Origin of the sequence: Thiorhodococcus mannitoliphagus (genome assembly GCF_010915725.1) — a bacterium.
Taxonomy (GTDB): Bacteria; Pseudomonadota; Gammaproteobacteria; order Chromatiales; family Chromatiaceae; genus Thiorhodococcus; species Thiorhodococcus mannitoliphagus.
This window is the reverse complement of record NZ_JAAIJR010000011.1, coordinates 22,492-45,030: the sequence shown is the minus strand read 5'-3', so window position 1 is coordinate 45,030 and position 22,539 is coordinate 22,492. Positions and strand designations below refer to the sequence as shown.

Sequence of the window (22,539 nt, the reverse complement as noted above, 5' to 3'; positions counted from 1 at the left end):
CGACATGCCAACGTCGCGTAGCGGGCCACTCACCGCCGGTGCGGTGTGAACAGACTCCCACGCGGAGCGTGGGAGCGAGGGCAGGGAGCAGTCTCAGATTTTTTGCGCGAGCGGCGGTGACACCATGAAGCATCAGACGGCTGTGTTGGATTCGAAGCTTGCCGTGGAGACGGGTCGGTTCGGATTTGTGAAGCGGTTGAATTCAGGTTTTGTCAGTCTTTTTCAGCGCCACAAGACCTTCGATCACGGGATCTATCCCGTCGAGCACAAGGAGCTAACGGCGCATAAGCCGATCCGTCGTCTACCCTTCGCGGACGAGCTGGTCATCCCCTTGCAGCAGCACAAGGGGCGGCCCGCCGTGCCCATCGTCAAGGTCGGTCAGGAGGTGGTGCGCGGCGAGCCCATCGCGGTGGCGGACCACTTCGTCTCCGTGCCCATGCACGCGCCGGCGACTGGCGTGATCCGTGCCATCGGCTTGGCGCCGACCGCAGAGGGACCCAAGACCCAGGCGATCTATCTCAAGGTCTACCACGCGGCCAGCCAGGAGGTGCTCTACGGCGAGCATCGCGAGCCGGAGACGATGAGCGGCAAGGACATCATCCAGGCGGTGCAGGACGCCGGGCTGGTCGGTCTGGGCGGCGGTGCCTTCCCGAGTCACGTCAAGATGCATCCCCCTGCAGGTCGGGTGATCCATACCCTGGTGGTGAACGGCTGCGAGTGCGAGCCCTACCTGACCTGCGATCACCGCATCATGCTGGAGCAGACGGACGCGCTCCTGCGCGGCATCAAGATCGCACTGCGCGCCACCCGTGCCGAGCGGGCCATCATCGGCGTCGAGGACAACAAGCTCGATGCCATTGCCCACTTGCGTGCCCGCATCCCCAAGGATCTGCCGATCACCGCCGAGGCGGTGCGGACCAAGTATCCGCAAGGCGCCGAAAAGATGCTCATCAAGGCCCTGCTGGATCTCGAGGTCCCGACCGGTGGGCTGACGGCGGACGTCGGCGTGGCGGTGTTCAACGTCGGCACCTTGGCGCAGATGGGCGACCTGCTGCCGAACACCCAGGGGCTCATCGAGCGTGTGGTCACCGTCAGCGGTCCGGCCGTCGCCAATCCGGGCAACTTCATGGTGCCTATCGGCACACCCGTGCGCTTCCTGCTGAACCAGGTCGGTCTCAACGGACCTGTGGGGCAGGTCATCCTCGGCGGGCCCATGATGGGCATGGCCGTCTCCTCGCTCGACGTGCCAGTCACCAAGTCTGTCTCGGGCGTGGTGGCGCTCCAGCCCGAGGCCCCGGATGTCGTCCGACGTCAGGTCTACCCCTGCATCAAGTGCGGCGAGTGCTTGAACGCCTGCCCGATCTCGCTCAACCCATCCATGCTGGGTGAGCTGGCGGTGGCACGCGAGTACGGGACCATGACCGAGGAGTACCACCTCGACCAGTGCTTCGAGTGCGGCTGTTGCTCTTACGTGTGCCCCTCCAACATCCCGCTGACCCAGTACTTCCGCATCGCCAAGTCGATCAACCGCGATGCCAAGAAGCACCACGAGCAGAAGCAGCATTGAACTGAGAATCGAACCGCAAAGGCGCAAAGGACGCGAAGCCTTGTAGGGTGGACAAGCGCAGCGCAGTCCACCGATGCAGGCGCAAAGGCAGATCGTCTCGCTCCCACGCTCCAGCGTCGCGTTGCACACGCACCGCCGGAGCGGGATTCGGTGGACGTCGCTCTCGCTCGTCCACCCTACGAATGACCACTGATTACTGAAGACCCAATGGATAAAGGCATCGAAATCCGGACCTCACCCCACCTCAAGCGCGTGGTGTCCGTCGAGAAAATCATGCGGACCGTGGTGTTGGCACTCTTGCCGATCTGCGCCTTCGCCGTCTATCAGTTCGGTCTCAGTGCGCTCCTGCTGCTTGCGACCACCACCGGCGTGGCCATCTGGACGGAGTGGTTCTTCTCGCGTCTGAGCGGCAAGGGCAACACGGTGTCGGATTGGTCGGTCGTCATCACGGGTCTGCTGCTCGGCCTGACGTTGCCGCCGGGCTTTCCGCTGTGGATGGCCGCGGTGGCCGCCTTCGTCGGCGTCGCGCTCGGTAAGGCGCTGTTCGGCGGTCTGGGCTACAACGTCATGAATCCGGCCCTGGTCGGTCGCGCCTTCGTTCAGGCCGCTTTCCCCGTCGCCATCACCACCTGGACGCCGGCCTTTGCGCCTGGCCGCTTTGCCGAGCTGATCCCCTCGACCCTGACGCTGCCCTTCATGCAGCCGATCCCCGTGGACACTTGGGTTGCCGGACTTCAGCTCGATGGTTGGAGCGGCGCCACCCCGCTGGCGATTCAGAAGTTCCAGCACATCGAGCCGCCGCTCACCGATGCCTTCACCGGCATGATCGCGGGCTCGGCCGGGGAGACCTCTGCGCTGCTCATCCTCATCTGCGGCCTTTGGCTCGCTTGGCAGCGGATGCTCGATTGGCGCATTCCCGTCAGCGTGCTGGCCGGGGCCGCCCTGACGGCGCTGCCCTTTTGGCTGGCCGACGCCAGTCACTATCCGAGCCCCTGGTTCGTGCTCAGCTCGGGTGGCTTGATGTTGGCAGCCTGGTTCATGGCGAGCGACATGGTGGCCTCGCCGGTGACGGCCCGCGGCGTCGTCATCTACGGGCTCTTCATCGGCAGCCTGACGGTCATCATCCGGCTGTTCGGCGGTCTCGTGGAAGGCGTGATGTACGCCATCCTGATCGGCAACGCGGTTGGCCCCTTGATCTCGAGTTGGACCCAACCGCGCGTCTACGGGACATCGTCGAGGAAATCGCAGGGGTGAGCGCTCGGGACATCTGGGCTGAGGCCCAACCCGACGCCATGCTCTGGGCCTTCTGACGTCGGCCTCGCCTACAGCGGTCGCACTCCGAAACACCTTGTTTGAAGCCATGAATCTAGAAGCTCAGATCCAGACACCACAGCCGCGCACGCCCGCTTGGGCGATGCTCCGGACACTCGGCGGTATCGCCATGATCTCCGGGCTGCTCGTGGCCCTGGTCTATCAGTTCACCCTGCCGATCATCGCGGAGAACCAGCGTGTCCTGACGGAACAGGCGGTCTTTCGCGTGCTGCCAGGCGCCGTGGGGAAGCGCGACTTCGTCATCACCGCTGACGGCGCCTTGTCGCCGGCAGGCGAGGGCGTGGACGGTGCCCTGGTCTATGGCGCCTACGATCAAGACGGCGGGCTGGTCGGGGTGGCTATCACCGGATCCGCGCTGGGCTACGCGGGGCCGGTGAATGTCATGTTCGCCTACGACCCGGAGTGCGCCTGCATCACGGCCAGCAAGGTGCTGCAGTCGAACGAGACCCCGGGCTTCGGCGACAAGCTGGATTTCGATCCCGCGTTCCTCAAGAACTTCGAGGCGCTGGACGCGCGCCTGAATGATGGGGGCGACGCGCTCGCCAATGAGATCGTCACCGTCAAGCACGGCACCAAGACCCAGTCTTGGGAGATCGACGGCATCTCGGGCGCAACCATCTCGTCCAAGGCGATGGGGCGCGCGGCGAACAACGCCGCCCAGCGAGCGGTACCGGCCATCGCGCGCGATCTGGCCGTGCTGACGCAACAGAACTGAAGTAAAGAGGCGAGACCAATGGCTGAATTGCCGAATACCGAAGAGCGCCTGACACCGGACACCTTCCTGCGCGGACTCTGGGAAGAGAACCCGGTCTTCGTCATGCTGCTCGGGATGTGCCCGGTGCTGGCGGTCACCAGCACCACCGTCAACGCGCTCGCGATGGGGCTGGCGACGACCTTCGTGCTGGTCTGCTCCAGCCTCTTGGTGTCGCTGCTGCGCAACTGGATCCCCAAGCAGGTGCGCATCGCCAGCTACATCGTCATCATCGCGACCTTCGTGACCATCGTGGACTATGCGATTCAGGCCATCAGCCTGGAACTCTATGCCGCGCTGGGCGCCTTCATCCAGCTGATCGTCGCCAACTGCGTCATCCTGGGTCGCGCCGAGGCCTATGCCTCCAAGCAAAAGCTGATGACGACCTTGGTCAACAGCCTTGGCATGGGGGCCGGATTTACGCTGGCGCTCCTGAGCTTGGGCACCGTGCGCGAGATTCTCGGCAACGGAACCATCCTTGGGATCTCGCTCTTTCCCGCGGACTTTCAGCCCTGGATCGTCATGATCCTGCCGCCCGGGGGCTTCTTCGTCCTCGGCGCCTGGCTCCTCTTGTTCAACTGGCTGCGTCTGCGCAAGGAGCGCAAGGCGACGGGGCCGATCGGGGTGACCGCAGATGCACGCTGAACCGCTTTCGCTGATCTTTCTGGACGCCGCCATCGTCAACAACTTCGTGCTGGCGCTCTTCCTGGGGATCTGCCCCTTCCTCGGCGTCTCGGCCAAGAAGGACACGGCCTGGAACATGGGGCTGGCGACCATGTTCGTCATGCTGGTCAGCTCCGCCGCCGCCTTCGGCATCAACTGGCTGCTGACCGAGTTGGATCTGCTCTTCCTGCGCCTGATCTGCTACATCGCCGTCATTGCCTCGGCCGTGCAGCTGGTTGAGATGTTCGTCAAGCGCTTCAGCCCGGCCCTGTTCCGGTCGCTCGGCATCTTTCTGCCGCTGATCACGACCAACTGCGCCATTCTGGGGCTGGCGCTCTTCCAGACGACCAAGGAATACGACTTTGTCCAGAGCATCGTCTATGCGCTCGGCGCCGGCGTCGGCTTCACGCTGGCGCTGATGCTGATGGCCGGTCTGCGCGAGAAGCTCGCACTGACGCGGGTGCCCTCGGTGAGCCAGGGCGCGGCCATGAGCCTCATGCTCGCGGGGCTCTTGTCGCTGGCCTTCATGGGCTTCGCCGGGCTGGGAGGTTCGCATGGCTAAGTTCCTGCTCGCGCCTCTGGTCGTCTTCGTCGTGCTCGCCGGCTGGGTGGCCGTCCAGCGGATCTACGCACGCTTCGCCGCCAGCCATCCGCAGCTCGGTCCTTACCGTCCGGAAGGCGGTGGCTGCTCTTGCGGCAGCGGGCACTGCGAGCGCCGCTGATAGACCCGTTGGCCTCTCGTAGGGTGGACAAGCGCAGCGCAGTCCACCAGCGATGGCGCGGCATTCGGTGGACTTCGCTCTCGCTCGTCCACCCTCCGCGCCGATCCCTTTTCAAATCACACTGAGATCACACCCCGGCGGCCGCGCGTCGCCGGAGCGAGGAGCAAGAGGATGACCCAAGTCTCTGCATCAACCGACTCTGCAACCGTCCCCGTAGGAGTCCTCCCACCAGACCTCGGCCAGACCAGCCCGGCCGTCATCAAGGCGTCGCAGCGCGTCACCCCAGAGAGCACGGACGAGGTCCGCCACATCACCCTGGAGGTGATGGACCCGGCGTTCCAGTACGTCGAGGGGCAGAGCATCGGCGTCGTGGTGCCCGGGCCGCACGACTTCGGCAACGCCTACCATCTGCGTCGCTATTCCATCGCCAATGCGCGCAGCGTGCCGGTCGGCTCGGGCGTGAATCTGGACATCCTGGTCCGCCGCTGCTTCTACGTCGACGAGATCAGCGGTGAGCGCTATCCAGGCGTCGCCTCCAACTTCCTTTGCGACGCCAAGCCGGGCCAGCAGATCACCCTCACCGGCCCTTACCTCAGCCCCTTTCGGATGCCGCTGGACAGCCGCGCCAACATCCTCATGATCGGCACCGGGACCGGCATCGCCCCCTTCCGCGCCTTCGCTCAGCACATCTACGAGCGCCGTGGGGACTGGAAGGGCCAGGTGCGCCTCTACTACGGCGGTCACAGCGGTCTCGACCTCATGTACACCAACGACGAGCATACGGACCTCGCCAACTACTACGACGAGAAGACCTTCAAGGCCTTCCGCGCGCTCGGCTCGCGTCCCCTGATGACCTCGTCCCAGGCGCTCGAGCAGGGGCTGCACGACCATGCCGCCGAGGCCTGGCGCCTGATCAAGGACACCAATACGCACGTCTTCATCTCCGGCCTGAGCAAGGCCGCCAAGGTCTTCTGCAAGGTGATGGCCGAGCAGGCCGGCTCCGAAGAGGCCTGGCTTAAGGTCAAGGAGCAGATGATCGAGGACAGCCGCTGGTCGGAGCTCATCTACGATTGATCCGGAGCTGCCAGCGACCAGCCTCCGGCGCGATGCTCGCGGCACCGCTTAGCGGTGCCGCGTTCCGCGCCGAGCCGTTGTTGCTTCAGGACGCCGCAATGCCGAGATATTGCCGCGCTGCCTCGGCATCTCTCTGGATCTGCGCCTTCAATTCCTCGAAGGAGTCGAACTTCTGCTCGTCGCGGAGCTTCAAGGCCAGTTCCACCTCGAGGTGTCTGCCGTAGATCTGCTGGTCGAAGCCGAATAGGTGTACTTCCAGCCTGGCGCTGAGACCATCTACGGTCGGTCGTGTGCCGATGTTAGCCACGCCGGGAAAGGCCGCTACGTCCAAGCCATTCACGCGAACCGCGTAGACGCCTCTGACGGGGCTGACGCGCCGGTGCAGGTTGATATTGGCGGTGGGAAATCCGATGGTGCGTCCGCGCTTGTCTCCATGAACCACACGCCCCTCCATGGTGTAGGGCCGCCCTAGCAGATACTTGGCTTGCTCCAAGTCGCCCCGCGCCAAGGCATCGCGCACGCGCGTGCTGCTGATTCGCTCCTCGCCGTGCGTGATGGTATGCAGGTCCTCGACCTCGAAGCCCGCGCCCAAAGAGGCAGCCTCGCGCCCCATGGCTTGCAGCAGCGCAAAGTCTCCCGAGCGACCGCGCCCGAAGCGGAAATCGTCGCCGACGAGCAAGAACCGAACTCCCAGTCCCTCAATCAAGAGGCGCTGAACGAATCCCCGAGCCTCCATTGCCGCGAGCTTGTGGTTGAACTCCAGCACCATCACGCGCTCGATTCCGCTCTCGCGGATTGCCCTCAGCTTCTCGCGCAGGCGTGTCAGCCGCGCTGGCGCGGCGTCGGGCGCAAACAGTTCCATTGGCTGCGGCTCGAAAGTGATCACAGTCGCCGGCAGCCCCATATCTTGTCCCCGCGCCATCAGCCGCTGAAAGACCGTTCTGTGGCCCAGATGCACACCGTCGAAATTGCCGATCGTCGCGACACAGCCGCGGTCCGCAGGACGCAAATTGTGCAAGCCTCGGATCAGTCTCATAGGGCGCCTAGCGTTTGAGAATTGGCCGAGAAGTATACGCGGGAAGCGCCTGGGGCGGCACGGGGCCAAGAGCGAATCCCGAATCAACGCTTGCCCGCGGCGCCTGACTCACTCCACTGGGCGCCAGTCGGTCCTCACCAGGTTGCGCGCCTGGCTGTCGAAGATGAGGCCGAGTTCGAAGAGTCCGCGGTTGGGCAGGCTGCGGTATTTGGCGCTGTCGTCGCGAGCGGCGGGTTGTCCTCGTCGGACTCTGGTGGAATCGGGGAGGTATTACCTTTGCTCTTGAGCCGTATCGGATCGGTCTTGCGTCCCCGTCGCTGGCACCCCAACCCAATGCTCTTGAAACGCCTTTGGTGCAGTTTTTCGTAGAAGCCGAGATGGAGCCTCTTGCTGCGATCTGCTCAGATGAGTTTCACCAATGCGGCAATGGCTGCTACTTGCGCGAACATTAGGGGCACGAGCCATTTGAGTAAGTCGACTTTCGTTCGCGCCACATCGCCGCGCAGCCGTTCGATGTCGAGCTTCAGCTCGGCGCGGACCTGCTCGATATCTGCTTTGAGGTCGGCGCGGACCTGCTCGATGTCCGCTTTGAGGTCGGCGCGGACCTTCTCGATGTCCGCTTTCAGGTCGGCGCGGACCTGCTCGATATCTGCTTTGAGGTCGGCGCGGACCTGCTCGATGTCCGCTTTAAGGTCGGCGCGGACCTGCTCGATGTCCGCTTTAAGGTCAGCGCGGACCTGCTCGATGTCCGCTTTCAGCTCGGCGTGGATCTGCTCGATGTTTGCTGTGAGGTCGGCGCGGACCTGCTCGATGTCGGCTTTAAGCTCGGCACGGACCTGCTCGATCTGGAGCTGCAACCTTAGCTCGGTTTCGCGCAGATGTCCTTGGGTGACTAGATCCGGAAGGTGCGGATAGCGCTCCTCTAGGCGTTCGAATGCCTCGGCGATCACGCGGGCGCGCGTGTGCTCGTCCGGAGCGTTAGCGAGGGCTTCGTAGAGGGCGATGCTCGAACTCATAGAGATACTCTGCCACTCGGTGATCGACACGGCAAGTTGCAGGAAGACCATCCTGGATCACGCCTTGGCGCAGGGGCTGGGTCTTGCGTTGCCACTTCAGCATTTCATCGAAGCGTTTGTCGACTTGCTCGAAGCGCTTCTCCATCAGCTCGAAGCCTTGACGCATCAGCTCGCGATGGTGCTTGAGTTCCTCTTCTACCCGCATCATGCGTTCGCGAAGTTCGATTTCCTATGCAGCGGGTGGCTTGCCGAGGCTCTGCTCGGTGAGCCACGCTCCCAGGTGTTGCTTGATGAAGGCGATGTCTTCCTCAGCCAGGGTCATGGCTTGCTCCTTGGTGATCAGGGTCGCGCTTTAGTCTAGCAAGGAGGGGTGGTGAGGTCGGATGGGCGTGGCGGGGCCTGCAGGGTCACCATTTCGCTGCTCCGGATCATCAAGGCCAGCAGGCGTGCGCGATGCATCTTTCTCGGTGGGCAGCTACGGCGCAGAAACATTCCGAGCGCGCTCTACGCGCCTGTCCTTCGCCATCAAGACGTAGAGCGATGGCACCACGAAGAGGGTGAAGAGTGTGCCGATGGCCATGCCGCCGACCAGCACCAGACCGATGGAGTTTCTCGCTGCCGCCCCCGCGCCCGTGACCAGCACGAGCGGGAAGTGGCCGGCGATGGTGGCCAGGCTGGTCATGAGCACCGGGCGCAGGCGGATCATCGCCGCCTGATGCACCGCATCCAGCTTGCTTGCGCCCTGTTGTTGGAGCTTGTCGGCGAACTCAACGATGAGGATGCCGTTCTTGGCGATCAGGCCGACTAGGGTGACCAGGCCGACCTCGGCGTAGATGTTCATGGTCGTGGTCCAGCCATGGGTCCAGGACGGCATGTTGGGGTCGGGCATCTTCAGAACAGTGAAGATCAGCGCGCCGAACATGGCGAGCGGCACTGAGCCCGCCAGGATGACGAAGGGGTCGCGGAACGAATTGAACTGCACGGAGAGGACGAGATAGATCATGAGGACGGCCAGGGAGAAGGCCGGCAAGAACTTGTTGCCCTCGGTGCGCAATTGACGCGACTCGCCGGTGTAGTCGACGCTGTAGCCGGGCGGCAGAATCTCTCGTGCCGCGTCCTCCAGGAACCTGAGTGCGTCGTCCAAGGTGCGCGCGCTCATGCCTGAGAGCTTCACGGCGTTGAGTTGCTGGAAGCGATTGAGTGAGCGCGCCACCACGCTGTGCTCGACGTGCGCAATCGCCGACAGCGGCACCATCTGACCCTGTGGTCCGGTTACGTGGATGTTGCCCAACTGCTCGCTGTTGAGACGATCGACCCGCTTCAGCAGCGGGATCACCTTATAGCTGCGCCCGTCCATATTGAAACGGTTGACGAAGTCGCCGCCAGTGGCGACCGCCAGGTCGGCGCCAACCTGGGCCAGGTTGAGCCCCAGCGCGGCGACCTTGTCGCGGTCGAAAACCAGCGTCGCCTTAGGCTGGTCGAGCTTCATGTCGATGTCCGGAGGGAAGTAGAAGAGGCCGCTTTCTGCCGCCCGCTGCTGCAACTCCTTGGCGAAATCGAGGAGGTGCTCGGCATCGCCGGTCGAGGCGATGACGAACTCCACCGGAAAGTTGCTGCCGCCCGGAAGCGCCGGCGGGGTGGTCACGAACATCTGGATGCCGGGGATCTTCGAGACCTCCGCCTGCACCTCCGGCAGGATTTCGGAGACCGTTCGGGTGCGCTCGCTCCAGGGTTTCACGACCATGCCGCTGAAACCGTCGGCGCCCAGCGTCGCGCCAACCGATGGCGGAAAAAGAAGCTGGAAGGTCAGCTCGGTATCCGGGTTCTGGAGCATCACCTGCTCCGCCGCCTTGGCGTAGACGGCGTTTTGATCCGTCGTTGCATTGGCGGCGGTATTGATGATGCCGAAGAGCACGCTTTGATCTTCGGTGGGGGCCAGCTCTTTGGGGGAGAACATGAACATGGGGACCGTGCAGAGACTCACCACGACCCACACCAAATAGACCGCGGGTCTGGCCGCGAGCGTGGCCCCGAGTGCGCGCCCATAGGCCTCGCGCAGCTGATCGGAGCGGCGGTTGAGCCAGCCGGTGAGACCGCGCTCCTCGTCTTGCGCGCTGCGCAGCAGGTAGGCGGACATGGTCGGTGACAGGGTGAGCGCGACGATGCCCGAGATGGTCACGGCACCGGCCAGGGTGAAGGCGAACTCGCGAAACAGGGAGCCGGTCAAACCGCCTTGGAGACCGATGGGGACGTAGACCGCGATGAGCGTCATGGTCATGGCGATGATCGGCGAGACCAGCTCGCGCGCGCCGAGCAGCGCGGCCTCGCGCGGGGTGCGCCCCTCGCGTAGATGTCGCTCGACGTTCTCGACCACCACGATGGCATCGTCGACGACCAGACCGACCGAGAGCACGATGGCGAGCAGCGTCAGCAGGTTCAGCGTGAAGCCGAACAGCTGCATGAGGAAGATGCCTCCGATCAGCGACACCGGGATCGCCATCACCGGCACCAGCACCGAGCGCACCGAGCCAAGGAAGAGGAAGATCACCGCGATCACGATCAGCAGCGTATCAACGAGCGTGCCGGTGACCTCATGGATGGCGTTGCTGACATATTCCGAGGCGTCGTAGCCGATGCTGGCCTCGAGGCCAGCCGGCATGTCGCGCTGCAGCGCCGACAGCTCCGCTCGCACGGCGCGGATCACATCGATGATGTTGGCGTTGGGCTGCGGAAAGACGCCGGCAAAGACCGCCGTTTGTCCCGAATAGCGAACCAGGGTGTCATAGTCCTCGGCACCCAGCTCGACGTCCGCGACATCCTCCAAGCGCACGATGGTGTCGTTCTTCTGCGAGATCACCAGACGCCGGAAATCCTTGGCGCTGTGCAGATCTGTATTCGCCGCGAGGTTGGTCTGAACCAAGGCACCTTTGGTGTTGCCGATGGCGGCCAGGTAGTTGTTGGCGGCCAGCGCCTCGCGTACCTGCGATGGACTGATCCCCAGGGCTGCCATGCGTTCTGGCTTGAGCCAAACCCGCATCGCGAAGGTTCTCGCGCCGAAGATTTCGATCCGCTGGACGCCGGTGACTGCAGAGAGGCGTGGCTGCACCACCCGCGTCAGGTAATCGGTGATCTGCTCCTGCGACAAGATATCCGAGGCAAAGCTGAGATAGGCTGCGGCAAAGTCCGAGTCGGCCGATTGCACGCTGATGGCGGGCACCTGCGCTTCCGCGGGCAGGTCGTTACGGACCTGGTCCACCTTGGAGGAGATGTCGGCCAGGGCCTTGGTCGAGTCGTAGTTGAGCTTGAGCCGGGCGGTGATGATGGAGATACCCTGCAGGCTCTTGGACTCGACGTAGTCGATGCCTTCCGCCGCCGCGATGGCGCGCTCCAGCGGCGTCGTGACAAAGCCGCGCACGAGATCCGCGCTCGCGCCGACGTAGACGGTCGAGATCTGCACCGAGGCGTTCTCGCTGACCGGATACTGCCGCACGCTCAGCGAATTCCAGGCGTTCAGCCCGGCGATCACGATCAAGAGGTTGACCACGATGGCGAGCACCGGGCGCTGGATAAAGATATCGGTAAAGCGCTTCATGGCCGCGCTCCTCAGGAGTCCGCTGGATGCGGCTCGAGGCTGGCGTTCGGCGCCAGCTTATTGTCGATGACGACCTTCATTCCGGTGCGCAGCTTGAAGACGCCGCTGGTGACCAGGGTCTCACCGGCCTTAAGCCCATCGGTCACATCCACGAAATCGCCGCGCGCCCGACCGAGGCGGACGAATTGCTGCCGCAGCACCCGCTCCGCGTCGCCGGACGTGTCATTCTTCCGCGCCTCGACGACGAAGACCGAATCGCCGTAAGGCGCATAGAGGACGGCGGTTGCGGGAATCGGCAGGACCTGCTCTTCGTCCGGCAGCATCACCTCGACCTGGGCAAACATGCCGGCATACAGCCGCTCGCCCGGGTTGGAGACGAGTGCCCGCACGCGCACGCTGCGGGTGCTCGCGTCGACCTCCGGACTCACGGCGATGATGGCGCCGGCAAAGGTTTCGTCCGGCGCGACGTCGGCGGAGACACGCACCGCCATACCTTGCTTCAAGCGTCCGAGCTGCTGCTGAGGAACGGAGAAATCCACATGGATCGGATCCAAGGTCTGGAGCGAGACGATCGGATCGCCTTCTTTCAGCACTTCGCCGAGATTGACTAGGCGCAGACCCAGTCGGCCGCTGAAGGGGGCGCGAATCGACTTCTTCGCAATGATTGCGCGGATGTTGCCGACTTGGGCCAGGGTCTCCTTCGCCGTGGCCTCGGCGCGGTCGATCGCGTCCTGTGAGGCGAGCTTGCGCTTCCCGAGTTCGCGTACACGTGCAAGGTCTGCCCTTGCCAACTCGGCCGATGCCTCCGCCGAGGCGAGTTGGGCATCCTCACTCGAGGTGTCCAACTGCAGCAACACACTCCCGGCGGACGCCGTTCCGCCGGACTCGAAGGCAATTTGCGTCACCCTTCCGCCAACCTCGGTGCTCAGCGTGACACCCTGCACTGGCTCCAGGGTGCCAACCGCGGGGATCGACTGCTCCCATTGCGCGCTTTCCAGCGTCATGGCCGTCACCGTTTCAGGTGGCTGGACCGCGCTTTCAGCGGCTTTCCCCATTGCCGCAAACTGGCCAAGCTTGGCATAGACGATTGCGCCAACCAGGATGGAGATGGCGATGGCGGTAAGGATCAACTTGCGAAGCATGAGACATTCAACCGATGGAGTACCTGAGTGTAGGACTAGCCGGGGTCGGCACCCCGGAGTGTGTATTTGCCGATTCTCCCCTGATCGCGGGCTTGATGTAACCTCGATATCGCCTCAGCAGGTTTGACATCCTCGATCGAGCCGCGTCTTCACTGGGGAAGTCGGGCACATCGCGGCGCTTGGAGAATGCGGCTTGCGCATGACGCTTTTGTATCCCGGGGCCTATTGAGGGTTGCAGGCGGAACTTCAATTAGCGCGTCCCGGCAAGCGGTCAGGAGCGGCGCGATTTCGACGCCGCAGCCCGGATGTCGAGCAGCAGCCCTGATGCTCTTTTTCGCCGACATCACTTGGTTTGAGGCCGCTTCCAGGTGTAGACCGCGGTGACGGCGTAGTTCCAGACCGCGCCCACCAGAATTCCTGCCAAGGCGGAGAGGAACCAGCCGGAATGGCCTTCATGGAAGAGGTAGTTGGCGATGCCGACGTTGGCCAGCGCGCCGACGCTGCAGGTCACCACGAAGCTCAGCCAGCCCCAGAGCAGCTGGCGACCGCGCAGCCGCATGTCGCGATAGGTCAGGAGGTTGTTGAGGAAGAAGTTGCTCGTCATGGCGACCAGGGTCGCCGCGCTCTGACTCAGTAGGAAGGCGCCGCTGCCGAGCCATTGCAGCATGGGCCAGAGGACGGCCATGTGCACGAAGACGCCGAGTCCGCCGATCACCGAGAAGGCGATGAAGCGGACCGGGATCAATGGCCCGATCATCTTCTGTGTGAGCATCAGCAGATACTCCCAGAGCACCGCGTTGTCCAGCTTGCTGCTGCCGGCGTGGCGCTGACGGAAGGTGAAGGGAAGCTCGCGGAAGCGCAAGGGACGCTCGGCGGTGGAGAAGATATCCAGTAGGATCTTGAAGCCGACGCCGGTGAGGCGTCGCACGCAGGCATGAATGACGCTTGCGCGCACCATGAAGAAGCCGCTCATGGGGTCCTGTAGCTCGACGCGGATGAGGCGTTGGCCGATGCGGGTCGCCACTTTGCTCATGGAGTGGCGCCGCGCGCTCCAGTCGCCCACGCCGCCGCCCGCGACGTAGCGGCTGCCGACGACGATCTCCAGGTCTTCGTCTTTGATGGCCGCGAGCATGCGTGGCAGCAAGGTCTCATCGTGCTGCAGATCGCCGTCCATGACGGCAAGATAGGGGGCCGAGGTCGCTAGCATGCCCTCGATGCAGGCGGAGGAGAGACCGCGTCGTCCGACGCGTTGGATCACGCGGATGCGAGCGTCCCGCCGCGACAGCTCACGCGCACGCTCGGCGGTGCCGTCGGGCGAATCGTCATCGACGAAGATCAGCTCCCAGTCGACACCTTCTAGAGTGATCGCGACCCGGCGAGCGAGTTCCTCGACCGATCCGGCCTCGTTGTAAGTGGGCACGATGACGGCGAGTTCGGGCACTTGGCAGCTGATGGAGTCGGGGGATGCTGTGGTCATAGAAAGCTTCTGATCAGGCGCTCAGGGTCGAGCGCTTATACGAGGGACGCGCATTCTAACCCGTCCGGCTCCTTCGCGTGGCCATTGGGCGATGGGCTATCCATGGCTGGGACAGGGAAGGCAATGGGTTCATGCTTTCGTGGCGCCTGTCCCAGGCGCCGCACCCTCTTTATCCACTCAACCAAACGAAACGCATGACTTCAGCTTCGAGCCATTCAACCAAGCACAGCCATCCTTGGGGCCTGATCTTGCTCCTGATCGCCGCGATGACGCTGTGGCGCGTCGCGGTCGCTGCCTTGATGCCTGTCACCCAGGATGAGGCCTATTACTTCGATTGGGCGCGCAGCCTCGCTTGGGGCTACTTCGACCATCCGCCAGGTGTCGCGCTGCTCGGGATCGGGGGCCTCTTGGAGCCCGCATCGGCCCTGATGGCTCGGCTGGGAGGTCTTCTCGCCGCGACCCTGACCTTGCTCATGCTCGCTAGGCTCTACGTCAATTCGGGGCTTCGCCGGGGGCGAGACTGGGCGCTCGCCTTGCTCTTGGTCTTCGGCGTCTTGCCGGGCCTTGCCGGCGGTGTCATCACGACGCCGGATACCGCACTGGCGCTTGCTTGGGCACTGGCCCTGCATGAAGCGGAGCGGGCCTTGGCGGTGGACCGGCGTCGGTGGATCACGGCTGGGGTCGCGGCTGGTCTCGGGCTGCTTGGCAAGTACAGCATGGTGCTCATTGGCCCGGTCTTCCTCTGGGCCATCTTACGCGCGGACTGGCGCGCCCTGCGCACGCCCTGGCCCTATCTGGGGGGGCTGGCTGCCCTCTTGGTCTTTTCCCCCAATCTCCTTTGGAACGCGCAGCACGAGTGGCTGAGTCTCGGCTTTCAGCTCGGTCATGGTTTCTCGACCGAGGTGACTGGCTTCGCTGCCCCGGAGGCCAACGCCATTGATCATGAGGGGCCGGGGTCGACCGCCGAGCGCTTGGCGAGCTTGGCAAGCTACGCGGGGACGCAGCTCGGGCTTTGGGGCGCCATTCTCGTGGCGATGTTCGTACGCTTGTGGCCCCGTCGCGGCCAGATGCAGGCTGATCCAGCCCATGTGCCCCCGGTCCTCGCGCGCTCGGCCCGTGAGCTGCTGATCGCCGCTACCGCCTTTCCCTTGCTCTTCTTCGCCCTGGTGTCCTTGGTCAGCGAGGTCGAGGCCAACTGGCCTGCCATGTATCTCATGGCAGCCGCGCCCCTGGCAGCCCTTTGGCTGTCTACAGTCCGTGCTTGGGCGGTGGCGGCTGTCGGCGTCAACCTTGTGCTCGTCAGTCTCTATGCCTTTCATGCCGCGACTGATGCGTTGCCCCTGCCAGACAGCCAGAATCGGATTCTGCGCGAGACGCACGGCTTCCAGGAGCTGGCACAGATCGCAGCGGATCTGGACGGTCCGGTGTACGCGGACCGCTATCAGACGACGGCCATGCTGAGGTTTTATCAGCCGGATCTCGAGACGACGCAGTGGCCTGGTCTCACGCGACCCTCGGAATATCTAAGGGGTCAGATTGCGCCCTGCGTCTCGCCTCAAGCGGTGCATGAGCCTTTTTGGCTGGTGACCCGCTTTGGCGCGCCACCGCAGATTCCCGGCTTCTCGCCGGTGCAGCAGCGCCTGCTCTTCGATTGCCCCAGGCGACCGCTGCGGGAGGGTGGCGAGCCGCCTTGCCAGCGCCCGCTGCACAGCTGGCGGCTCTACCAGTATCGGCCGGAATGAGCTTGTGGGGGGCAGCTCAGTTCGGATCGTCCTCGATGTAGCGGGTGTCGATCCGGGGCATGGCATCCAGGGTTCGATGCACTGGACAGCGCTCGGCGATCTCCAGCAGCCGCGTGCGTTCGGCGACGCTGAGGTTGCCATGGATGTTGATCCGCTGGAAGATGCGGTCGACCTTGGTGACCTTGCTTTCGCAGTTCTTGCAGTCGTCCGCGTAGTTCCGCTCGTGCCTCAGCAGGACTTCGATATCGTCCAGGTCCATGCCCTTGCGCTTGGCGTACATGCGCAACGTCATGGAGGTGCAGGCCCCTAGCGCCATGAGCAGCAGGTCGTAAGGCGAGGGTCCCAGGTCCGAGCCGCCCACTGATTCCGGCTCGTCGGCCAGCCACTGGTGGCGATCGGTATAGAGGCCGCGCAGGAAGTTGGTGTCGATCTCCGTCACCAACACCCCGCCCGGCGCCACCTTGGGGGCGGTGCCCGTGCTCGGTTCGAAGCCGTGCTTGCCGAGTCCAAGGTAACGGCTGGCCCAGGCGACTAAGGTCTCGGCGACATACTCGGCGTCCTCGCGATTGCTCAGCATGTGGTCGGCGTTGTCCAGCGAGATAAAGCTCTTGGGATGGCGCGCCGCCTGGTAGATCTTGGCCGCCTCGTCGATATCGACGATGTTGTCGAGCGGCGAGTGAAAGACCAAAAGGGCGCGATTTAGATGCCGGATATGATCGGCGTCGCCGTACTGAGCCAGGTCGTCGAGGAGCTGCTTCTTGATGCGGAAGCGGCGCAGGCCGATGGTGATCTCCGCCTCGCCCCTGTCTTCGAGCTGACCCCGTGCTCCGCTCAGCAAGTGCTGGACATGAGAGGCGGTGGCCGGCGCGGCGATGGTGACGACGGCCTCGACCGAGGGGAGCTGTGGCGCTGCGGCCAGCACGGCGGCGCCGCCTAGGCTATGCCCGATCAGCAGGGCTGGTGCCTCGAAGTCGAGCTCGAGCTTGCGCGCGGCGGCCAGCAGGTCCTGAACATTGGACGAGAAATTGGTATTCGCGAAGTCGCCATCGCTGTTTCCTAGGCCAGTGAAGTCGAACCTGAGCGAGGCGATGCCGCGCGCCGCGAGTGCCCGGCTGATGCGGCTTGCGGCTGCAACGTCCTTGCTGCAGGTAAAGCAGTGGGCGAAGAGGGCATAGCGGGCGATGGGCGTCCGCTCTGGAGGTGTCTCGAGGAGACCGACGAGGGTTTCACCTTCGGCGTTGGGGAATTCGAGCTTGATGCGTGACATTCCAAGGCGATCCGTTCAGTTGTGCGTCCAGTCTGGGGTTGTGATGGGAACCTGGTGACTCAAGCGTTGCCCGAGGGCGATCGGCCGTCTGCTGCAGTCTCGACCTGCGCCCTTTGGTTGCGCTGTCATGCTGCGGTGCAATATAGCGCAGAAGGCCGACCGACGCGAAGCGACTGAGCCATAAAATTTAATATAATCATTGAATTATATTCATAGCTCTTGATGCTAGGAGCCTTCCCGGCGGCTGAATTCGAGGTTGTGGGAGTAGCGCCCCGCGAATCTGGCGAAGAACCGCAGCAGCGCGGTAGAGCTGTCGAAACACAGATAGAGCCCGATACCTCGTCGGGCTCTTACGCGAGCGCGGCCAGCACGACTGCGGGGCAGGGGAGTCGTCGATCCTGTCGTGGTTGTGATGGCGTCGCGGTCGCGACAAGGTCTCGCACGCATGGCAAAGTGATGACATGACGCTTTCAGCCCGCCCGCTCCGTGCCCGCATCCACCTGGATGCCATCCTTCACAACTATCGTCTTGCGAAAGCCTGCGCGCCCTCGGCGCGTGCCCTTGCTGTCGTCAAGGCCAATGCTTACGGTCACGGGGCCGTCCGGGTGGCGCAGGCGTTGGCGCCGGAGGCGGACGGCTTCGCCGTGGCCTGTGTCGGGGAGGCCTTGGAGCTGCGCGAATCTGGGATTTGCAATCCCATCCTGCTCTTGGAGGGCGTCTTCTCGCCCGATGAGATCACGCTGGCGGACCGGGCTGCTCTGGCGATGGTGGTGCATTGTCCGCAACAGCTCGACTGGGTACTGGCCGCGCGTCCCGCGAGACCACTGCAATGCTGGATCAAGATCGATTCCGGCATGCACCGGGTTGGCTTCGCCCCTGGCGACTTTCAGCAGGCCTATGCGCGCTTGAGCGCCTGCCCGCATCTTGGTCTGGTGGTCGCCATGACCCACTTCGCCCGCGCGGACGAGCCCGAGCATCCTTATACCTTGGTTCAGCTCGATGCCTTCGGCCGGGCCTTGGGCAGTCTCGAGATCCCCTGCAGCCTGGCCAACTCCGCTGCCATTCTGGCATGGCCGCAAGCGCATCGCGATTGGATCCGTCCGGGAATCATGCTCTACGGGGCCTCGCCTTTTGCCGACGCTGGGGCAGGGGCGGCTGAACTCTTGCCGGCGATGACATTGGAGTCGGCACTCATCTCGATCCGCGAACTCGGCCCCGGCGATCCCGTCGGCTACGCGGGCCGATTCGTTTGCGATCGGCCGATGCGTGTCGGGGTGGCCGCCGTCGGCTATGCGGATGGCTATCCGCGCCATGCCAAGGATGGAACGCCGATCGCGGTCAATGGCCGGCTCAGCAGGGTGATCGGGCGTGTCTCCATGGACATGATGACGCTGGATCTGACCGACATCGAGCATGCCCACTTAGGCGATAGGGTCGAGCTTTGGGGGCGGACCCTGGCGGCGACGGATGTCGCCCGCTGGAGCGACACTATCGCCTATCAGCTCTTCACCGGCATCAGTCGGCGGGTTCCTCTGGTTTACGAGCATGGCTGATGTGTTTCGCGCCGATGTCTAGCGAGGCTTCGCCTCAGACCGACGCGTCATCCCATCGGGATCGCTCTCGGAATCGGGATCGCTATCGTCGGTTCGATCCCGATCCCGATCCCGACCCCGACGGCCTTGGATGGTCGGACGCTTCATCGAAATGTGACTCATCTGAAAGCATGTTGCGCGCTCAAGGATTCTAGGAGCCTGTCCGGCTTGGGGGGATCGAAGCGAGGAAGTGGGAGAGCGAGGCCATTTCGTTCCGGTTTTGAGGCGCATAGTGGTTCTATGTAACGAAAAAGCGGGGCGAAAGGGACCGTTCTCCCGATTCCGCAGCCGATTCATCCTAAGTCGGACAGGCTCCCAGGCGCATTCGCTCGGTCACGCGTGCATAGCATTGGGTCGCGGTCGCACGGGGTGTTAGCATGGAAGGCTGTTTGATGATAGCTCCGGTGACTTAGAGAAAGATGCAAGAATTCGTGCCTGGCCAGCGCTGGCTGAGCGAGACCCAGGCCGAACTCGGCCTGGGCATTGTTATGTCGACGGATGGGCGCTGCGTGCAGATCGCCTTTCCGGCGACGGGCGAGACCAGACTCTATGCGATGCGTGATGCGCCCCTGGTGCGCGTGGAGCTGGGGCCGGGCGAGCGCGTCCGCGACCACAACGGCCGCAAGCTCTGCGTGATCGGCACGCAGGACGACGCTGGACTCATCACCTATCTGTGCGAGGATCTGGACGGCCGCAGCGTCGTGCTGCCCGAGGCCAAGCTGGACGACCGGATGCGCTTCAATCGGCCCCAGCAGCGCCTCTTGTCGGGCCGGATCGACAGTGACCATTGGTTCTCGCTGCGCTACCGCACCTGGATGCAGGGCATGCGCGAGGCCGGCTCGCCGGCCTTGGGCCTACTCGGGGCGCGTGTCGCGCTCATCCCGCACCAGCTGCACATCGCCGCCGAGGTCGCCGGGCGCGAGGCCCCCAGGGTGCTGCTGGCCGATGAGGTCGGGCTTGGCAAGACCATCGAGGCCGGGCTCATCCTGCACCGCATGCTGCTCACCGGGCAGGCGCGCCGCGTCCTCATCGTGACGCCTGAGCCCTTGCTGCATCAGTGGCTGGTCGAGATGCGGCGCCGTTTCAACCTGAGATTCGCGCTCTACGATCGCGAGCGCTTCGACGCCATCACCGACGTCAATCCCTTTCAGGATGAGCAGCAGGTCCTCTGCAGTCTCGACCTCATCGCCGGGAGCCCGGACGCCGCACGCGCGGCCCTCGAGGCGCAATGGGATTTGCTCGTCGTCGACGAGGCCCATCACCTTGCCTGGTCCGAGACTGACTCCAGCTTGGAGTACGACCTCATCGAGGCGTTGGCGCAGGTGACGCCCGGTGTCCTGCTGCTCACCGCAACGCCGGAGCAACTGGGGCGTGCGGGCCATTTCGGCCGACTGCGGCTGCTGGATCCGGATCGCTTCCACGACTACCAGGTCTTCCTTGAAGAAGAGGCGCACTATGCCCCGGTCGCCGATCTGGCCGCTCGACTGCTCGATGGTGAGCCTCTAAGCGCTGCCGACCAAGGCTTGCTGGAGTCCCTGCTGGGTGACGTCCAGGGCCAGGGGAGCGAGGAGATCATCGCGCACCTGCTCGATCGCCACGGGACCGGGCGCGTGCTCTTCCGTAATACGCGCGCCTCGATTCCAGGTTTTCCGGAGCGCCAGCTCATCCCTCACCCGCTGCCGAAGCCGCCGGAATTCGATGCATTGTCGGCGCAGGCTGTTGAGCGTCTGACGCCGGAGCGCGTGCTGGGCGGGGATTGGATTGACGTAGATCCCCGTGTCGATTGGCTGATCCAGCGCTTGAAGGCGCTGCGTCCGGCCAAGGTGCTCTTGATCTGCGCCCACGCGGAGACCGTACTCAAGCTGCGCGAGGCGCTGCTGTGCAACGCGGGGATCTATGCTGCGGTGTTTCACGAGGGAATGGAGATCGTCGAGCGCGACCGCGCGGCGGCCTATTTCGCGGCCGTCGAGGATGGTACCCAGCTCCTGCTGTGCTCGGAGATCGGGAGCGAGGGGCGCAATTTTCAGTTCGCCCACCATCTGATCCTGTTCGATCTGCCGCTGGACCCCGATCTCTTGGAGCAGCGTATCGGTCGTCTCGATCGCATCGGGCAGACCCAGACCATTCGCATCCATGTGCCCTACTTCTTGGGCTGTCCTAGCGAGGTGCTCTTTCGCTGGTATGCCGAGGGGCTCAATGCCTTCGAGCACAGCTGTCCCGCGGCATCGGCGGTGCTGGCCGAGCAGGGGCCGGCGCTGCTGCGCGCGCTGGAGAATCCGGGTGACGTCGATACCTTGATCGCCGAGGCGCGCGCCTTGACCGAGCGGCTCAATCGCGAGCTGTCCGCCGGACGCGATCGTCTGCTGGAGATCCACTCGCATCGCGCCAAGACTGACCTGGCCCTGGTCGACAGCATTGAAGAGATCGATGCCAGCCGTACGGTGGTGGACTACCTGACACGGTTTTGGGACGCCTTCGGTGTCGAGCATGAGTCGGGTGCGGGCGGCTCGCTCGTCGTGCGCCCCGGGAGTCAGATGCTCCAAGAGCACTTTCCCCGGCTGCCCGAGGATGGCCTCACCGCCACCTTCGAGCGTGCCGGCGCCTTGGCGCATGAGGACCGTGAGTTTCTCACCTGGGAGCACCCCCTGGTGCGCGAGGCCATGGAGCTGTTGACCGCCTCTGATTTAGGCACCTCCGGGCTCGTCCTCATCAAGGACGCGCGCTTCAAGCGCGCCACCCTCTTGTTGGAGCTGCTCTACGTCGCCGAGTGCCCGGCGCCGCCGGAGCTGCAGGTCGGGCGCTTTCTGCCGCCCACGCTCGTGCGGCTACTGCTCGATGGCGACGGCAAGGATCACGCGGCCGAGATTTCCCACGAGGCCATCAGAGGGGATTGCCTGACCCGCAACCTCAAGCTGGCCCGGCAGGTCATCAAGTCCCAGGTCCCCCGCTTGACTGAGATGCTCGCGCGCGGCGAGACACTGGCGCGCGAGCAGGTCGAGCAGCTCCAGCGCGACGCGACGGCGCGCATGCAGGCGGTGCTGGGCGAAGAGCTGGAGCGCCTGGTCGCACTGGCTCAGGTCAATCCCAGCGTCCGCCGGGATGAGATCGATCGACTGACTGAGAAACGCGCCCGGCTCGATGCCTACCTGGCCCAGACCCACTTGCGCATCGACGCCGCCAGGGTCTTGGTGACGGCCTGAGGAGCGGCGGGTGCCTGTGGGGGCCGTGATCGATACGCGTTATCTGGGCCTCGGTCATCCTTTGGTCCAATCGCGCGGTCGGTGGGCGCGGCGCCCCGCCGCGACGGGGCGCCGCTCCCACGTCGCTTTGCTTCAAGGATGCGCGGCGTCCGCTCAACCGACTGGGCGGCCCGATGATCAACGCCCTTATCTGTGACCTGAACATGTCTGAAATGGATGGCGTACGCCATCTTCGCGTCCAACGTTCAGCTCGCCAAGAAAGCGTCCATCAACAACTTCCCCCCTTTCGCAAAGGGGGGCTCGGGGGGATTTCGGGCGGCATCGCTCGCATCGGGAAACAATTGATGGACACTTGCCAAGCGCATG

General features: G+C 64.2%; 17 protein-coding genes. 10 read left to right on the top strand and 7 right to left on the bottom strand.

Annotated elements, in window-relative coordinates:
- Positions 1-124: 124 nt before the first annotated feature.
- From rsxC to G3480_RS04345, 7 genes are all read left to right on the top strand, one after another.
- The gene (gene rsxC / locus G3480_RS04370; RefSeq protein WP_164652456.1) at positions 125-1,567 is read left to right on the top strand and encodes an electron transport complex subunit RsxC; all 1,443 of its coding nucleotides are present in this window, start codon (positions 125-127) and stop codon (positions 1,565-1,567) included.
- 207 nt (positions 1,568-1,774) lie between these two features.
- Entirely contained in the window at positions 1,775-2,821 is a 1,047-nt protein-coding gene (locus G3480_RS04365; RefSeq protein ID WP_164652455.1) for an RnfABCDGE type electron transport complex subunit D, read from the top strand.
- A 106-nt stretch (positions 2,822-2,927) separates the two neighbouring features.
- On the top strand, positions 2,928-3,614 hold the full coding sequence (locus tag G3480_RS04360) for an RnfABCDGE type electron transport complex subunit G (protein ID WP_164652454.1): 687 nt from the start codon (positions 2,928-2,930) through the stop codon (positions 3,612-3,614).
- An 18-nt stretch (positions 3,615-3,632) separates the two neighbouring features.
- Positions 3,633-4,295, top strand: coding sequence for an electron transport complex subunit RsxE (gene rsxE / locus G3480_RS04355; RefSeq protein WP_164652453.1), 663 nt, complete (start codon positions 3,633-3,635; stop codon positions 4,293-4,295).
- The gene (locus G3480_RS04350) at positions 4,285-4,875 is read left to right on the top strand and encodes an electron transport complex protein RnfA (protein WP_164652452.1); all 591 of its coding nucleotides are present in this window, start codon (positions 4,285-4,287) and stop codon (positions 4,873-4,875) included. The genes rsxE and G3480_RS04350 overlap by 11 nt, the downstream gene beginning before the upstream one ends.
- A complete protein-coding gene (locus G3480_RS27615; RefSeq protein WP_167752454.1) occupies positions 4,868-5,035 on the top strand; it encodes a hypothetical protein in 168 nt (55 codons plus the stop codon). The genes G3480_RS04350 and G3480_RS27615 overlap by 8 nt, the downstream gene beginning before the upstream one ends.
- A gap of 171 nt (positions 5,036-5,206) precedes the next feature.
- Positions 5,207-6,109: a ferredoxin reductase domain-containing protein gene (locus G3480_RS04345; protein WP_164652451.1), complete on the top strand. Its 903-nt coding sequence runs from the start codon at positions 5,207-5,209 to the stop codon at positions 6,107-6,109.
- Positions 6,110-6,194: 85 nt separating this feature from the next.
- Here the strand turns inward: G3480_RS04345 and ribF are convergent, their stop codons facing one another.
- From ribF to G3480_RS04315, 6 genes are all read right to left on the bottom strand, one after another.
- The gene (gene ribF / locus G3480_RS04340) at positions 6,195-7,145 is read right to left on the bottom strand and encodes a bifunctional riboflavin kinase/FAD synthetase (protein WP_164652450.1); all 951 of its coding nucleotides are present in this window, start codon (positions 7,143-7,145) and stop codon (positions 6,195-6,197) included.
- A gap of 401 nt (positions 7,146-7,546) precedes the next feature.
- The gene (locus G3480_RS04335; protein WP_164652449.1) at positions 7,547-8,161 is read right to left on the bottom strand and encodes a coiled-coil domain-containing protein; all 615 of its coding nucleotides are present in this window, start codon (positions 8,159-8,161) and stop codon (positions 7,547-7,549) included.
- A complete protein-coding gene (locus G3480_RS29420; protein WP_164652448.1) occupies positions 8,124-8,369 on the bottom strand; it encodes a hypothetical protein in 246 nt (81 codons plus the stop codon). Before G3480_RS29420 ends, G3480_RS04335 begins: the two co-directional genes overlap by 38 nt.
- A gap of 267 nt (positions 8,370-8,636) precedes the next feature.
- Positions 8,637-11,753, bottom strand: coding sequence for an efflux RND transporter permease subunit (locus tag G3480_RS04325; protein WP_164652447.1), 3,117 nt, complete (start codon positions 11,751-11,753; stop codon positions 8,637-8,639).
- Positions 11,754-11,764: 11 nt separating this feature from the next.
- Positions 11,765-12,895, bottom strand: coding sequence for an efflux RND transporter periplasmic adaptor subunit (locus G3480_RS04320; RefSeq protein ID WP_164652446.1), 1,131 nt, complete (start codon positions 12,893-12,895; stop codon positions 11,765-11,767).
- A 343-nt stretch (positions 12,896-13,238) separates the two neighbouring features.
- Positions 13,239-14,372 (bottom strand): glycosyltransferase family 2 protein, encoded by a 1,134-nt coding sequence (locus G3480_RS04315; protein ID WP_164652445.1) that lies wholly within the window; start codon positions 14,370-14,372, stop codon positions 13,239-13,241.
- A 194-nt stretch (positions 14,373-14,566) separates the two neighbouring features.
- Between G3480_RS04315 and G3480_RS04310 the strand changes: the two genes are divergently transcribed.
- Positions 14,567-16,114 carry a glycosyltransferase family 39 protein gene (locus tag G3480_RS04310; RefSeq protein WP_164652444.1) on the top strand — a complete coding sequence of 516 codons (1,548 nt, stop codon included), beginning with the start codon at positions 14,567-14,569 and terminating at the stop codon, positions 16,112-16,114.
- Positions 16,115-16,130: 16 nt separating this feature from the next.
- Here G3480_RS04310 and G3480_RS04305 read toward each other — a convergent pair whose 3' ends face one another.
- Positions 16,131-17,381, bottom strand: a complete 1,251-nt coding sequence (locus G3480_RS04305) for a bifunctional alpha/beta hydrolase/OsmC family protein (protein ID WP_164652443.1) — start codon at positions 17,379-17,381, stop codon at positions 16,131-16,133.
- A gap of 461 nt (positions 17,382-17,842) precedes the next feature.
- Between G3480_RS04305 and alr the strand changes: the two genes are divergently transcribed.
- Together alr and rapA are read left to right on the top strand one after the other, a co-directional pair.
- On the top strand, positions 17,843-18,934 hold the full coding sequence (alr, locus tag G3480_RS04300; protein ID WP_164652442.1) for an alanine racemase: 1,092 nt from the start codon (positions 17,843-17,845) through the stop codon (positions 18,932-18,934).
- Between the two features lie 458 nt (positions 18,935-19,392).
- Positions 19,393-22,173 carry an RNA polymerase-associated protein RapA gene (rapA, locus tag G3480_RS04295; RefSeq protein WP_164652441.1) on the top strand — a complete coding sequence of 927 codons (2,781 nt, stop codon included), beginning with the start codon at positions 19,393-19,395 and terminating at the stop codon, positions 22,171-22,173.
- Positions 22,174-22,539: the final 366 nt, after the last annotated feature.